General features: G+C 52.4%; 10 protein-coding genes. 1 reads left to right on the plus strand and 9 read right to left on the minus strand.

The features are described 5' to 3' along the window. Positions 1–276: 276 nt before the first annotated feature. The 7 genes from fliR to MXE41_RS11470 form a co-directional block, all read right to left on the minus strand. Positions 277–1077 carry a flagellar biosynthetic protein FliR gene (gene fliR / locus MXE41_RS11440; RefSeq protein WP_246978875.1) on the minus strand — a complete coding sequence of 267 codons (801 nt, stop codon included), beginning with the start codon at positions 1075–1077 and terminating at the stop codon, positions 277–279. A 259-nt stretch (positions 1078–1336) separates the two neighbouring features. Beyond that, positions 1337–1606, minus strand: a complete 270-nt coding sequence (fliQ, locus tag MXE41_RS11445; RefSeq protein WP_246978874.1) for a flagellar biosynthesis protein FliQ — start codon at positions 1604–1606, stop codon at positions 1337–1339. A gap of 288 nt (positions 1607–1894) precedes the next feature. Beyond that, positions 1895–2782: a flagellar type III secretion system pore protein FliP gene (gene fliP, locus MXE41_RS11450; protein WP_348647435.1), complete on the minus strand. Its 888-nt coding sequence runs from the start codon at positions 2780–2782 to the stop codon at positions 1895–1897. Then, positions 2769–4628 carry a flagellar biosynthetic protein FliO gene (locus MXE41_RS11455; RefSeq protein ID WP_247100582.1) on the minus strand — a complete coding sequence of 620 codons (1860 nt, stop codon included), beginning with the start codon at positions 4626–4628 and terminating at the stop codon, positions 2769–2771. The genes fliP and MXE41_RS11455 overlap by 14 nt, the downstream gene beginning before the upstream one ends. A 662-nt stretch (positions 4629–5290) precedes the next feature. Further along, positions 5291–5629, minus strand: a complete 339-nt coding sequence (gene fliN, locus MXE41_RS11460) for a flagellar motor switch protein FliN (RefSeq protein WP_246978883.1) — start codon at positions 5627–5629, stop codon at positions 5291–5293. A 531-nt stretch (positions 5630–6160) separates the two neighbouring features. Then, positions 6161–7207: a flagellar motor switch protein FliM gene (fliM, locus tag MXE41_RS11465; protein ID WP_246978872.1), complete on the minus strand. Its 1047-nt coding sequence runs from the start codon at positions 7205–7207 to the stop codon at positions 6161–6163. Between the two features lie 19 nt (positions 7208–7226). Next, a complete protein-coding gene (locus MXE41_RS11470) occupies positions 7227–7760 on the minus strand; it encodes a flagellar basal body-associated FliL family protein (RefSeq protein ID WP_247100583.1) in 534 nt (177 codons plus the stop codon). 1792 nt (positions 7761–9552) lie between these two features. Between MXE41_RS11470 and MXE41_RS11475 the strand changes: the two genes are divergently transcribed. After that, the gene (locus tag MXE41_RS11475) at positions 9553–10704 is read left to right on the plus strand and encodes a glycerate kinase (RefSeq protein ID WP_247100584.1); all 1152 of its coding nucleotides are present in this window, start codon (positions 9553–9555) and stop codon (positions 10702–10704) included. A 302-nt stretch (positions 10705–11006) separates the two neighbouring features. Here the strand turns inward: MXE41_RS11475 and MXE41_RS11480 are convergent, their stop codons facing one another. Together MXE41_RS11480 and MXE41_RS11485 are read right to left on the minus strand one after the other, a co-directional pair. Beyond that, complete coding sequence (locus MXE41_RS11480; protein WP_246978869.1) at positions 11007–11354, minus strand: hypothetical protein; 348 nt, start codon at positions 11352–11354, stop codon at positions 11007–11009. A 791-nt stretch (positions 11355–12145) separates the two neighbouring features. Then, complete coding sequence (locus MXE41_RS11485) at positions 12146–14746, minus strand: flagellar hook-length control protein FliK (protein WP_247100585.1); 2601 nt, start codon at positions 14744–14746, stop codon at positions 12146–12148. Positions 14747–15726: the final 980 nt, after the last annotated feature.

Below are 15726 nucleotides of genomic sequence, written 5' to 3' on the forward strand. Positions count from 1 at the left end.
TAGAAGAACGCTGTGCGGTTCAGATCACCAGAAGCGCCTGATAAAGCTACTTTACCCTGTCGCAAGGTATGGCTTAATTATAGGCTTTTGTAGAAATATCTACACCCCACACTTAAACAGTACGTACTTTAAAACGATTCCGGCCCGGTCACCAGCTGAGATGAACAGCTGGCAGCCGGGCCGGTGGGCCGGGAGCTGCAGGCCCTGCAAGGGCTGCAGCCTGTGGGCGCACGCAGTCATGCATGTGTGCTTACGGGCGCGCGGGTACGTGGCAGTTTAGAAAATGCCCTCGCACTGGGTGCCAATGAGGGTACATGATGAGCTCATGAGCTCATTGATAGCGATGGTGAAGTTAACCATGAAGGCGTCCAGACTGATAAGGAGCACAGCCAGACCTACGGTCATGGAGATGGCAAAACCCATGGAGAATACGTTTAACTGAGGAGCGGCACGGGTCATAACACCGAAGGTGAAGTTAACTACCAGCAGAGCACAGATTGCAGCGATAGAGGTAGAGAGGGCTACCTGGAACATGGTAGCGCCAAAGTAAATCAGAGCCTCAAGGCTTGGCGGACTGAAGATATGCGGGCCGATAGGCAAAGTTTCAAAGCTCAGCAACAGCAGACGGATAAAGACCAGATGACCGTCAACTGCAAAGAACACCAGGGTACATAAAACGGTAAAGAACTGACCTACTACCGGGGCATTGGTACCAGATACCGGATCAACCAGGGAGGCAAAGCCAAGACCGGTCTGCATGGCGATAGCCTGACCTGCAAGAACGAAGCTTGCTATCAGATACTGGGTCATAAAGCCAAGACCGGCGCCAATGATTACCTGAGATATGGTGGTGATAATACCAAGGCCGGAGAAAGCATCGAGATTGGCATCAACAGCTGGAATGCTTGGCAGGAAACATACGGTAACGGTCAGTGCCAGCAGTGCACGGGCATTGCGCGGTACAGCAGAACCTGAGAAGGTCACAAAGGCCATCATAAATCCGCCCACGCGGCATAAAGGCCACATGAGAGAATCCAGGGCATCAAGCATCAGCGGTTCTAAAAAGTTAATTCCCATGGTCTTGCTTCTGTTGTGACTGCAAAATCTGCTCTGTCCAGGCTCATCAAGGCCGTGGAGCTGCGGTTCAGGTCCATCAGGGCTAAGTTGCTGCGGGCCTGGCCATCAAGGATGTGAGGTTCGCTGCAGGTCCATCAGGGCCGAGTTGCTGCGCGCCTGGCCATCAAGGACGTTTAGCAGCGATGCAGCAAAAGGACAGGGTGCTCTTTATCAGTGGCATTGGCGGTCAGCGCCTGGCCATATGGCCAGGTGCAGGCGATCAGCCTACTACTGTTGGAATATTGTGTACCAGTTCGTAGAAGAACTCGGTGAGCTTGGTAAGGCCCCAGTGGGCACCCCACATCAGGCCTAAAATGGTCACGATAAGACGTGGCAGGAATGACAGGGTCTGCTCGTTAATTGAGGTTGCTGCCTGGAATACGGCCACCATCAGACCTACAACCAGAGATGGCAGAATGGATGCGGTAACCAGTACGGCTACCAGGGATAATGCTGAGCGTACCACTTCGACAAAGACTTCTGGTTCCACGATTCACCTCTCTTGGAACAATCTTAACTGGCAGGACCAGAGCTGTGCCCTGACCTGTACTTAACTCCCGGCGCCGTGCGTCCCTGCGCCATGCCGGCCGGGGCCACACTGGGCCGCACTGGGCCACACTGGGCTATACTGGGCCGCACTGGGCCACACTGGGCCGAACTGGGCTGCGCTGCGCCGTGTCGGCCTGGGGTGTCGCCATGGGCGGCATGGCCGTGCGGCGTCAGAGCCTGCGGTGGCGCCCTGTAAAACGGGCAAAGCCCGGGTCAGTCCCGGGCATTATCAGGTTGGCACGCCTATGCCGTACGAGGCCAGCAGCGATCCCATAATCAGGGTCCAGCCGTCTACCAGCACAAAGAGCATCAGTTTAAACGGCAGCGATACGATCATTGGCGAGAGCATCATCATACCCATGGCCATGAGGATGGATGCAACTACCAGGTCAATAATCAGGAATGGCAGGAAGAGCATGAAGCCAATCTGGAATGCGGTCTTGAGCTCGGAGACGATAAAGGCCGGAATGAGAACATGAATAGGCACGTCTTCAACTCGGGCAACACGGACATCAGCATATTCCATAAAGGCGTTGAGGTCAGTCATACGGGTCTGCTCACGCATGAACTGGTGGAGCGGACGCTGACCTACAACAATAGCCTCACGGGCCTGCATCTGATCATTGAGATAAGGCACGATGGCCTCATTGTAGATAGCATTGAGCACCGGGGTCATGATGTAGATGGTCATGAAGAAAGCCAGACCTACCAGAATCTGGTTGGATGGCGAGGTCTGCAGACCCATGGCCTGACGCAGAATGGCCAGAACAATGATGATTCGTACAAAGGACGTGGTCATGATGATGATTGACGGCAGAAAGGTCAAAAGGGTCATCAGCATGACTACCTGTAATGACAGGGAGTAATCCTGAGTACCGTCAGGATTGGTCTTGACGGTAAAAGCGGTCATGTCCAGGTTTGCTGCCTGGGCAGACGAGCAGAAATACAGAATCAGTCCTGAAATCACACTGGTGATCAGGGCTGTCATGAAAATGCGCTTAAGGCCACGGAGCTGGTCGCTGCGCTGGTTCATGACCTCCTGATTGTTTTGAGCGGCTGTGAGCATGGCTCCTCCTGAATTAATTCCACACAGCTCGGTATTACTACCTTGAGCCACGTCCCTTTATGCGTGCCGAACGGCGGATGCTGTATCTGCTCAGGGCCGGCGATGAAGTACGTAAAGGTACATCAGCCCCCTTATATGCAGTACCCAGCGATACATTGCTGGCATCCTCGCCCTCACGCTCATTCTCACCATAAAGGTAAGGAGCAATCTTACCGGCATGAGCGCAGCCTTCACTGTCGCCACCGGCCTTTTCCTGAGCTGTGGCCCTGATGGCAGCTTCGGCAGCACCGGCTCCCGGACCAAAACGCTCGGCAAAATCATAACAGTTTCCGGCTACATCTCCGGCACTCTGTGCCATGCAGGCCGCATCAGCGGCAGCGCCAGCTGACGCACCGGCGACTGAGCCTGATGATGACTGACAGGCATCTGGATTGTCCGGATTGATTTCCTTAAGGACAATCTCGCCACTGGCAGCGCGGTCGCGCATGACAGAAAGAGCGTTGTCATCAATGATATTCATATTCAGGCTGTCATGGGCCTTTTCGTACTCATGAGCCAGCATATCTGAAAAAGCTGAACCAGACAGGCCGTCAGCGTCGTCGACAGCTGAGCTGCGCATCTGCTTTTTGGCGCGGCTGGCACGGGCATGGAGAATGTCATCATCAGGCATGCCGCAGGCCTGGCCCATCCTGAAAAATCCGTTACGGCGCATACCGGACATGGCAGCGGATCTGTCAGCTGATCTGTCGGCTGCTGCTGAGCTGCGGGCAGACTCCAGTCCCTCATGACCTGCCCCCATGGAACGTCGCTCATCGCGGGAAAAAACGCTTCTGAACAGATTCTGGCGATTTTCAATATCCCTGTCGGTCAGACGGCTGGAACTGTAAGCTCTGTGCTCCTGCTCACCATCATTTAGACCAGACTTGCGCATATGCTCTTCAAAGAGCTCAGTCATGCACACAATCTCTTCAGGGCTGTATCTTTGAGCAAGTGAGGCAGCAGCGCTGTCGGCAGCTGATGAAGATGCATTATAGCGGTCACTGTCCTGGGCATTATATCCGGCATTGCCATGGCTATTAAATCCAGACTGACCTGAATCGTCTTTCTTTTGAGTGTTCTTGCTGTCTGACTTTTCACTGTCAGTAAGATCGGCCACCAGATTTACCGAATGTGCGGTAACGCCTACGAGCAGCACACGATTGGCTGCCCTGACCTGAACGAGGCGCTCCTTGGGGCCTACGGCCATCTGGGTAATAAGATGCATGCTGCCGCCCATGGAACGCTGAACCAGACGGGAGCGCCGCAGCAGCCAGGCAAGGGCGAAGATTACGCCCAGAATGGCAATGGTTGATAACAGCCAGTTAATGATACCTGCAGGGCTGGCAAGACCACCTGAGGCCAGAGCACCGCTGCGCTGGGTACCAAATCCGCTCTTTTCGGAGCTGAGGGTGGCGCCATTAACAGCACGGGCATCGCCTGAAGGTGCAGCACTGTGCTGCTCAGAGTCCGCTGATAATGACTCAGAGCCACTGCTCATCAGATCCTCAGCTGTTTCCTTGCTTACCACTGAACGGCCGGACACACGCTCGTTTTCAGGCACACTGCCGGCATCAATATTTTTTGGTTCAGGCAGTACCAGGTCAGCAGCATCAGGAGCGGCAATATCAGAGTTGACATGAGCAGGCTCACCTGCAGAAACAGCAGCGCTTTCAGACTGAGCCTCAGGGGCTGCATTAACAGGTAAGGAAAAGGCAAGGAAAGAGGAGGCGGCCAGAACGCACAGACTTCTGGTTGCGGCAGGAAACAGGAATGAATCCTTTAATTGGCAGGGGGACTTGTCATCAGAAGAATGGTAAGGACGCGCCTGATGCGGCGGTACTTTGAGGAGAGAATGCATAAGACATCACCCTGCTAGAAAACGGTTTGACATCAGCAGCCAGGCTATCTGTATACCATGGTCCCGTCCCAGAACGGCCGGATGGAAATTAAGGCGCCATGCGCACCAGTCACTGCTGCTCATGCAATTTTAATATATCAGCCGCCATACTGACAGTGCTGCATCATACAGGCACAGCAAAGCACTGCAGAAACGGCCTCGGCCGCTCCGGCAGTGCAGTGCTTTCAGTAATATCGCGCTTTTATGGCTTACCCCTGTGCCTGAGACAGACAGACTGACTGACTTCAACCTGTCTGACATGCAACAGAGCACTGGTGCAGATGCACTCAGTGGCTGGACTTGACCTGCCTGCCATGCTCTGCCAGGCCCTGGGGCTGTAAGGGCCTCACACTCTGTCAGGGTCGCCTAAGGCGTCAGGGCCGTCACCGTCACCGGCTGTCAGGCTCGCCTGAGGCTGTCAGGACCGGGCATCGTAACAGGGGCCATCGGCAGCGTATGCTGCATGGGACAGAAATTTGGGTATGCCATAAACACAAAGTGTCAGCATAGTGCCGACACCTTGAAAAAGACCGGACAGTACAGTGAGGATCATCAGTTCCCCTCTGCACGACTTTAGTCCACCGGTCAGATAAACAGCTGAAATCTGGTAGCTAATCAGCAGATTACTGAAGCTTCTTGATACGCTCAACCTGGCTGATAACGTCGGTAAGACGGATACCGAACTTGTCGTTAACGACCACAACTTCACCGTGGGCAATCAGAGTACCGTTTACCAGAACGTCCAGTGGCTCACCAGCAAGACGCTCAAGCTCGATAACAGAGCCCTGGTTTAACTGCAGCAGGTTGCGGATGGAAATCTTGGCATGACCTACTTCCATGGTGATGGTAACAGGGATGTCAAGAATGGCATCTAACTTCTTACGCTCTTCACGGGACAGCGGAGCCTTGCTCTTTGTGGGATCGTCAAAATGCTCGAGCTCAGCAGAATTCATGTCCTCCATTCCATCGGTGGAAGGTAAGCCGTCGGTCCAGTCGGTGTTGCCACCTAAGTTTTCCATATCTGACATTCTATGGATCTCTCCGTTGTGAGCCGCGCTGAGCGCTAAGCCCTCTATTTAAATTCACAAATTGCAGGCCAGGCTCACGGCCTGCCAGAATTATATTCGTTGTCTGCTTCACCTTTTCAGGTGAACAAAGAGTCATGCCCTGTCATTGTCCAGCACTGATATCAGATCTGGCACTGTGTAATGTTCAGGTGAGATTACTAATTCTGCCTGTCCGACAGAAGAAACCGGCACTGCTTCCGCATCTGAAATGCGGATCTTAAGCCTGTGCAGCGGCAGGCTTGCCCGCCTTGCGGCGGGCTGCCCATAAAGGGCGTTCCCCGAAGGGATTGTCCCCGAAGGGACTCTCTTTCTCTCTTTAACCATTCAAAGCCGGACAGCAACCCCTGACAGCACAAAAGTACTGTCCGGGGCCACCGGGCAGACAGCCTGGTCAGTATGGCTCAGGCTGCCTGCACCGGTACAGAATTAGTCATCATCAAACTCTTCCATATCCTCGTCATCCTCAATGTTGATACCAGATCCCTTGAGGAAGGAAAGGTCGCTCTTCATTGATGGAGGACGCTTCAAGATATCGGAAATCTTGATGGCCAGCTTGTCCTTGGTACGACCCAGCTTGGCGTGATAACTTGGCAGGTCTTCAATGTATACCAGCAGATTGTCTGGCATTTCCACATTGAGTACGTCACCAGGGTGCAGGTCCATAACCTGTCCAAGGCTTAATACGAGGTCCAGCATCTTGACGCGCATATCAACCTGCACGTCCATTACTTCCTCACGTAAGGCCTTGTTCCAGCGTACGTCGGTATCGCCCTTGTCGGACTGTACACCGGCGTCGAGCAGTTCCCTGATAGGCTCGATCATGGAGTATGGGAAGGCGATATGCATATCACCGCCACCACCGTCCAGGTCGATGTGGAACTGGTTTACTACCAGCATTTCTGAAGGGCTGACAATGTTGGCCATGGCAGGGTTAACTTCGGAGTCGAGATATTCAAACTCAACGTCCATAACCGGAGCCCAGGCTTCCTTGTAGTCCTCAAAGACCATCTTAAGCAGTTTCTGAATGATACGGCGCTCGGTAGGAGTGAACTCACGGCCTTCGATCTTGGCACGGAAACGGCCTTCACCACCGAAGAAGTTCTCTACCAGAATGAACACCAGACGGGCTTCCAGAGTAACAAGAGCAGTACCCTTTAACGGACGGAAGCGCACCATGTTAAGTGAGGTAGGCACATACAGAGTCTGTACGTACTCACCAAACTTCATCATCTTGACGCCAATCCAGGTAACCTCTGCGCTGTGGCGCATCATATTGAACAGACTGATACGCATGTGACGGGCAAAACGCTCGTCTACCAGCTCAAGGGTTGGCATACGGCCACGAACAATACGTTCCTGGGAACCGAAATCAAACGGTTTGACACCCTGGTCGCCGTCAAACTGCTCCGCTTCGATCTCATCGCCGCCGTGTAACAGCGCGTCGATTTCATCCTGCGTTAAAAACTCAGTCATGCTACTCTTCCCCGGCGCATTACTGCATTACAAAATTAACAAACAGAACCTGTTCAACAACTGGCTGATTTACAACACCAGTAAGCTTGGTTCTGATTCCATCAAGCAGAAGGCGCTTGAAGCGTTGTCTTCCGGATGGACTTGCGAGGCTGTCATAATCCTGCTGAGAACAGATCTCAGAAATTGTAGAGCTGATTAAAGGCAGGTGCTGCTGTGCCAGAGCGGCATTTTCGGAACCGTGAACAACCAGAACCGGTTCAACCTGTACCATGTGGCCGCGCTTGGTCTTGCCTGGCAGGTTGAAAGTAAAGGCCAGATCAAAGCGAACATAGCGGTCGGAAACATCTACCTGAGAATTCTGACCAGCCATCTTGCCGGCGATGTCAGTTGCGTTTTCCTGCTCCTCCATGGCGAACGGCCACATGTGGTGCAGATATGCAAATGTGCCGTAACCGCCAATACCGAGGATAAACACAAGTATGACGCCAATAAGCATGAACAGCATTTTGCGGGATTTGCCACCTGTCTCTAAATCATCAGTACTATCTGACATAACCTATCTCTCCCAGTTAACAGCATCAATGCTGATTAGGTATAAGCAAACTATTATGGCACACAAAAGGCCGCTAAAACCAGATGATCATAGCCGCACCGGGCTTTGCAAATGACATCTGCGCCCCGGGAATCCGCGTTCCCATCATGTCAGATGTACATAACTGAACATGACAGAAAATGGATGTTATGAACCCGGCACTGCTGCCTTAAGTTTGTGGCAGACAGGCCTGATAGCCTCTGTGAAAACTGAACGGGTACGATGCTTTGCGCAGTTACAGCAAAGGATCTGTTGGCAGATAAAACAGCAGTAGACCTGTTGTCTGTCTGATCAGGGATTTACTGAAGCTGCAGGCTTAATGCTGTCAAATAATCAGCAAGAACACCGCACACACGGACTTTTGCAAAGACTGTGCCCGCTTGCCAAAAACAGATTTAAAGGCACTCTGAGCTCGGACAAAAACCTATATTTAAGCCATTTAACAGCATATACTTTTGGCACTGTCGGCCCATAAAATCCCCTGTTCAGGACTCCATGATCATGCCTGCGCACATGTGACAAAGAATAAACCATCCCCTGTCTGATACCTGAGCTCCAGAGCGCCTGCACAGTCGCAGCACGATATCAGTGCTTCGCCAGGCCGCTCACGACCAGCTGCAACGCCAGTCCAGCTCACGGCCAGCTTCAGCGCCAGGCCGCTCACGGCCAGCTGCAACGCCAGTCCAGCTCAGCAACAGGCAAGCTGAACCTCAGCGCTCAAATGAGCAAAAAGCACGGGAAACGTTCCTGTACATGCGGCCCCTGCGTGCGGCTCTGTCATGATGGCTGTAAACAGGCCATGTATGCGGTCCCAAGTCAAAGGCCACAGCCCTGACTGCAGGGCTCATATGCCCTTGAGTCTATACGATGCTGAGCAGCTGAGCAGACAGTTGAGCAATGGCTGTTTCATCCAGAAGCGGGTCCGCTCGCTGAGTCCATGATGGCTCTATGGGCGGGCATTATAACCGGGAGCGTGACCCAAGGCACGCAACAATATAAAGGCATGACGACTGGCGCACATCTTAGCTGCTCTGCCAGTGCCAAAAAGCACAATTGCTGTGCAAAGCCGACAAGAATGCATACACATCTGTCACACCATGAACATCAGCCTGCCCGGTGCATAAGCATGCCCGGAGCATCAGTTTGCCCGGAACCACCACCCTTCATGCCTCAAGCATGTACACAGCCTGACACCATTTCAGGCTCAGGGCCAGTCAGCTTTCAGACTGGCAGGCTGAACGCCTTGATTTCCTGCATCAACTACTGGCCAGGCTGTACAGACTACATCCCCTCTGCTGAGTGCTTCATGCCCCAGCTCACTGAACCTTCAACATGAGTCCAGGTGCAGCGGCGCTAAAGCGTGGTAATGCTGGCTCATACGCCTGTTGAGCACATGACAGCACAGCACGTCATCTGAAGCGTGAGAGCATAAACACATGAATGTATAAATACCAGGATAAATGGGGACCTTAATACGTGGGTGCCTGGATACGTGGGTTCCTGGATACATGGGGACCTGAATACGTGGGTTCATGGATACGTGGGCGCCTGGATACGCGGGGTTGCAGCGTGGCGGGTGCGCCTGGTGGCGCATCAGTTTGCGCTTTCAGGTCCGGCACTGCTGCCGGGACTAAGCGAGCATGGCTGGTGTATTATCTCTGACAATGGAAGCCCGGTCTGCAGCCACACTGCTCTGTGGCCAGATGAACATCAGACATATTGGGGTCGGCTCTGCTGACTTGATGGAGGTCAAATGAAGATTACCGTTGCGCTTGATTCTTTTAAGGGCAGCTGCTCTGCCCGCGAAGCCTGTGATTCTGTGGCTCAGGGCATTTATGATGTTATGCCTCAGGCCGATGTAGTTACCTGCCCAGTGTCTGATGGCGGCGAGGGACTGATTGATGCTCTGTGGCCAGTACTGAGTACCAGAGGCTATAAGCGTCAAGTCAGGACAGTCTCAGGACCGTACGGAGGCGAAGTAAGAGCCGCCTTCCTTGTAAAAGATCAGGAATGCGTAATGGAAATGGCTCAGTGCTGCGGACTGGAGCTGGTTGACAGCAGCCGCAGAAACGGCCTTGATGCCTCTACTTATGGACTGGGTGAGCTGATGGGGCATGCTCTTGATATGGGATGCCGCACTTTCAGAATAGGACTTGGAGGCAGCGCCACCAGCGATGGCGGACTTGGCTTTGCTCAGGCTCTGGGCGCCAGGTTTTACAGCTCTGGTCATACTCTGATTAAAGACAGAATTTGTGCAGGCCTGCTGCACAAAATCAGCGAATTTGATACAGAAATAATTGACCGACGACTTGAGGGGATAAGCATTTCAGGAACCTGTGACGTTGCCAATATCCTGACCGGCAGTGGCGGCGCCATTCATGTGTTTGGTCCCCAGAAAGGCCTGCCAGCAAACCTGCTTGATGAGCTTGATGCCGATATGGCTCACGTAGGTGCACAGCTTGATCTTCATTACTCCATTTCAGCATGCGATACCCCTGGAGCTGGAGCGGCCGGAGGCCTTGGTGCCGCCCTTCTGTGGTTTGGTCGTGCCAGACTGAAGAGGGGAATTGAGGTTGTAATGGAAATTCTTGATGTGGAAAGGGATATTGCTGACAGCGCTCTGGTGATTACAGGCGAGGGCCGTATGGACGGTCAGAGCATGCAGGGCAAAGCACCTCTTGGCATTGCGGCTGTGGCAGCCCGCCATGGGGTTCCAGCCATTGCGCTATGCGGCAGTATTGCTGATGATGCTGACGTGCTCTATAAGCACAATATCACTGCCATGTTCTCACTGTGTAACGGCCCGATGAGCCTTGATCAGGCCGTGACCTCAGCCCCGGTCCTGCTGCGCCGTGCAGCCGGCAACATAATGCGCACAATAGCCCCGTTTACCAACAGGCAATAATAAAGGCCGCACTCTGGCAAGCCATGGCATGCCCAGCATCTGCAGCTGCCAAAGACAAGTCACCATGCCATGCCACTGCATCAGGACAGTCCCGCCCATGACAGGCTGCCCGCCCCTCCCATGACAGGCTGCCATGCCTACAATGACCAACAGCCCCACAGCTAATGACAGGTGCCTGATGGTCATCAGATGATCATGACGGTCTTATAGACAGAGCGCATAACAGACTTCAATCCCCTGATGACAACAAAGGCCGCATATGCGGCCTTTGCTCTTAACTGACAGATTATGAACGAGGGATGCTATTTTTTTCTCAGTAAATCTCTGACAGTGTTGATATCGTTATTTATATCGTTAACCTTGAAAGAAATACACTTTTTGTAAGGGCCATAAACATTGATAACGCCATAGTCCTTTTCACCACCGAAAATTCCCTTTTCCGGTACTGCTTCTATATTCTTGATCTTTTCTTTAGGGAAGCTCAAAGCTGTACCGTCTTTGCCTCTGAAAAAGATGCGCTTATCAGTAATGGCTATATCATTGTCATCACAGAAAAAGCCTTTACTGCTCTGTATGACCAGCTTCAGCGACTCCCCTGACTCAAGGTTGGTTTTTATATATGAACTTGGTTTCTTTTCTTCAAAAGCCATTGTTGCCCCTTAATTCTCCAGGTAAAGTGTCAGATTAAGTATCACCTGCAATTCATAAGGCTGAATCTCATCTGCGTATAGCTGAGACAACAGCAGATCATATATATCCATGACACCTGTTAGACTTCCCGCGCAGCAGAAACTTAAGAAGATGCACATAAAGAGCGGCGTTAAACCATGGAACATATGATAAATTATATCACCAATCTAAATCATTAGAGAGATAAAAAGGACAGCATAACCGTCTGCTCATTACAGTCAAGCACGCAGTCCATAGACGAACTGCCATGCCGTGCTGCCATCCGCCCCTGCTATACTGAGCCGCTGTCCAGCACCAGGCACCACCTGCCTGTCATTCTCTTATAACCATCGCTGATCATGCAGGTCGGCCGTGCTGGCGCAAACTCCTCCAGCCAGCCGGAGTGGCCGCCTCTGATACATGATGCGCAGTTCAAATCTGATCTGTTAAACCATGGAGCATAATGTCTGCCTTATCCTGTCCCGTGTCCTGCCTGCTCCATGCCCTTGCACTCTTGCCTGTCAAATGCTTTTTGACTGTTGTCAAACAATTTATGCGGTAGTGACAGGCATCATCAAGCTCATACAGCAGCTGGTTTAAGAAGTACCTTGCCTGTCAGGAGCATAAGCCTCTCTGAACTGTTCGGTACAACCAGCCTTGCTCAAAAAGAAAAGCCCGACCATAAGTCGGGCTTTCCTTTTTGTGGAACTGCTACTCACTGTGACTGACCGGGACAGTATGTCCTTTCCAGCCACATGTGTAAGATACTGTGTTAGCTGCGGCGGGCAAAGGCAGCCAGAGTATCACTGGCGCTGTCAAGATCCATTGGGCCCTCAGAGCCGGATCCAAAGCCGTGAACAGCACTGATTTCCTCACGGTCCTGAGCAGTCAGGGAGCGGGCAGAGGCCATCAGAGAGTCAACTGAAACATTGTCCATGGCTGGAGCAGCAACGCTCAGATTGTTGCGCTTGGCAGCTGAGGCACTGGTAATGGTGCTCAGAGCCTGCTTTTCACGACCGTCGGCGGCCAGAACAGGCTGGCTGTCAGCTTCGCTGTCCATATCAGAAACCTCAGCATCGGTAGAGATATTCTGATTGGCCAGAATTTCACGCAGCTTTGGCAGAGCCTTTTCCAGCATCTCACGGGTAGCTGGATTGGCTGCAGCCAGAGATACGGACAGGGCCTCATTGTCCTCAGAGAGGCTGATGGAAATCTTCATGCGGCCCATCTCATTTGGAGAGAGCTCAACAGACAGCTGCTTGAGATTGCGGGAAGCCATTTCCATGACGCGCTCATGTAATTCCTCAGCATCACTGTTCTCATTACCTGTTGGGGTAAAGGTGGTAAGAGTCTGAGGCAGAGTAGCATTGCGGTTCTCAGAAGCCTGAGAGGTCATCATGGCTGAACCGAAGGCTGAGGCAGAGTCATCATGCTCAAAGCCCATATCCATCTCATTTTCAGCAGAGTTTACAGCGTTGTCACTGTCAAACATGGCGGCGTAAAGTGAGCTGTTAGCGTAATTGGTGCTGTTAGTTGAGGAACCGGAAACACCACGGGCACCCTGCTTGAGTGAGGCAATAGCGGAGCTGAGCTCAGCTGAGCCGGTGTGACGCAGAGCATCATCAGCAAGCAGAGCATTGCGTGCATTTGCCTCGGCCATGGCATTGGCATTGCGGCCTGCACTCATCTGCTCCTGAGCAAGACGCATCAGGGCTTCCTGGGCATTACCGGTACGTCCGGCAGCTGCATTATTGCCTGGCTCTGCTCCCTTTAATGCAGCAGTCTCAGCGGCATTGCGGGTGTTAATAGCGCTGGAGGCGGCCTCATCAGCTGCCTGAGTCTGCTGACGGGCCTGAACTGCACTGTTACTCAGTGAGCTGCGAGCAGTATTCAGGGAGTTGGCAGCAGCCTGATCATTGGCACGGCTGGTAACAGCACGAGCACCTTGCTGAGACAGAGTGGCACGTGAGCCAAGGCTCTCAGAACCATGAGACTGCTTCTGGGCCTGAGCAGTCTTGATAAGGGACTCAGAGCTGAGCTCCTCAGTACCAACTGCAGTTACGCGGCCTGAAGCTACGGCACCGGCACGTACGGCTGAACCTGAAATAGTCTGTGCAGAACCCTGAACGCTGCCATTTAAGCTGTTAAGCAGATTGCCCTGAGCCTGAGATGAGGAGGTCATGGAGGTAATTCTGTCCTGAGACTTAGGCATATCAGCAATAGCCTCAGCATCACGTCGGGCTGCAGCAGCAGTCTGTGGATTTGTCATCTGCAGGCTGAGCTTGGAAACGTTGGACTCACGGGCCAGTACGTCGAGGTTCTGTCTTAATTCTTTGTTGTTAAGACCACTGATTTGCTTTGAAGACTCAATATCAGGGTCAACTTCAGTGCTGTTGGTGGTTGCCAGGTTGGAGCGGTTTATATTGTTGAGATCACTTTCGATTTCAACATCGCTTTCAACACCCTCAACACGCATCATTTCAGCAGCTGCCTGGGAACCGGCTGTGTCTGGCTCAATACCATAGCCTGCTGGAGCAGTTCCAGGCTGACCCGGCTGGCCCTGACCATTACCTGCTGTAGCAGCACCGGCTGCAGCATTGGAGGCGGTCAGTGAACTGCCTGAAGCGGCAGCCTCAGTAAGAGCTGCACCAGATGCGGCAGCGTTTAAGGCAAATGCAGCAGAGCCCGAGGATGATGCGCCGGAGGAAGGGCCGGATGCAGCGCCGGATGCAGCTGCACCTGAAGCCGAACCGGATAAGTCTCTTACTGCCTGAGCACCGGAAATATCACCGGACTTGCCGGAAGCAGATGATGAGCCGGACATGGATGCTGAAGATGAACCGGACATGGCTGCCGAGGAGCCGGACTGGGCTCCGCTCATGGCAGCAGCCAGAATGTCAGACGGACGCATACGCTCAATCAGATCTTCGCGATCCTTGACGATCTGCTTATCCTTTTCAACGTTCTGATCAATTATCTGGTTACCGGCAGCAATTGCGCTCTGGAGCTGCATGCTGGCAGCTTCACTGTTGATGTCACGAATACGGTCATTAGCATCAGAACGACGGCTGTGATTCTTTTTCTTCTCTTCATCTTCGTCGAGCTTCTTGTTCTTGAGCTCGTGAGCGATGTCAGCCTGCTGTCTGGAGTCAGACATGACCTTGTCAAAGGAGTGAACATCGCCTTTATCCTTGCCGCCAAAGTTGCCACCAAACTGGGACTTCAAATCAGAAAGGATCGCAGAGAACTTGCCAGCAAGTCCTTTGGACTCAGTCTGGTTCAGGCGATCAAAAAGATTTTCAGTAGAGTTGTTGTTACCAATACGGTCGCCGGAAGCAGACTGGGCATTGTTAACATTGTTGAGATTTTGCATGGCCGGACCTCAAAGGGGGCAAAATCAGCCTTTCTCTGCTCTGTTGCCCTCAGGGGCGGCAGTTCCTGCATCCGTCCTGGATACAGATGCCACCTGAATAATCTCCTGCCCTCGGGCCAGGATAGACAAATGGCTTAAACAGGCTGAAAAGCTGTTTTTTATAATTCGATATATCAGTAAAAATGCAATATGAGTACCAGGTTGATAAAGGCCAAACATACGGGATTTATCCGCCATTGTGCTGCAGCTTAACCATGCACGCCCCAGGGAAAAGCCGTATTACTTTGACAGGTAAAAACCCGTGTCCATGCCCCACCGCGCATACAGATACACCAGAATATAAAAGCCATATCCCCGTGACAGCGCCAGACATCACTCAGAGAGCACTGCTGATAACCATACTGCGCCCCATGCCTGAGATCTCAAATTTTGCCGCTAACGACCAAAGTGACCGCACACTTTATAAAACCGTAGTAAAAGTGTAATCACCAAAACAGTCTCCCACAGTGCCCTGCGGGCAAGGCCATGGCCTGGCTATTCCCGATAACGCCCAATCCCGGCCATTCCTGGCAAAGAGTCGCCCCGGCACTTCCTGGCAATTCCCGGCACTCCACAAAATACTCCACATCGTATACCCGTACTCATGGCATCCCTGTACTCAATCCCATCCCTGAGCCAAATAACCTCTCTATGCCAAATAACCTCCCTATGCCCAATCACACAGGCTATGAAGCAAAATGCTTTATAAAATTTAAAAGCAGGCAAAGCTTTCTAGTAATCTAAGTCAAGGTCTGTATTTGACAGCCACATCAAACACAGCACGTATCGCTCAACTTACAGACAAGCCCCAGACCCAGACGGCCAGATAATAGACACCTGCCTGAGCTGTGCCTTTATAGCGCCTTGAATATCTGACCACCTTTTACCCCCGGCACAGCACGTACTACGTACTAAACCGAGCATAGTCTCACCATACTCCA

Source organism: Anaerobiospirillum sp. NML120449, from assembly GCF_023051105.1.
In the GTDB taxonomy this organism is placed as follows: domain Bacteria; phylum Pseudomonadota; class Gammaproteobacteria; order Enterobacterales; family Succinivibrionaceae; genus Anaerobiospirillum.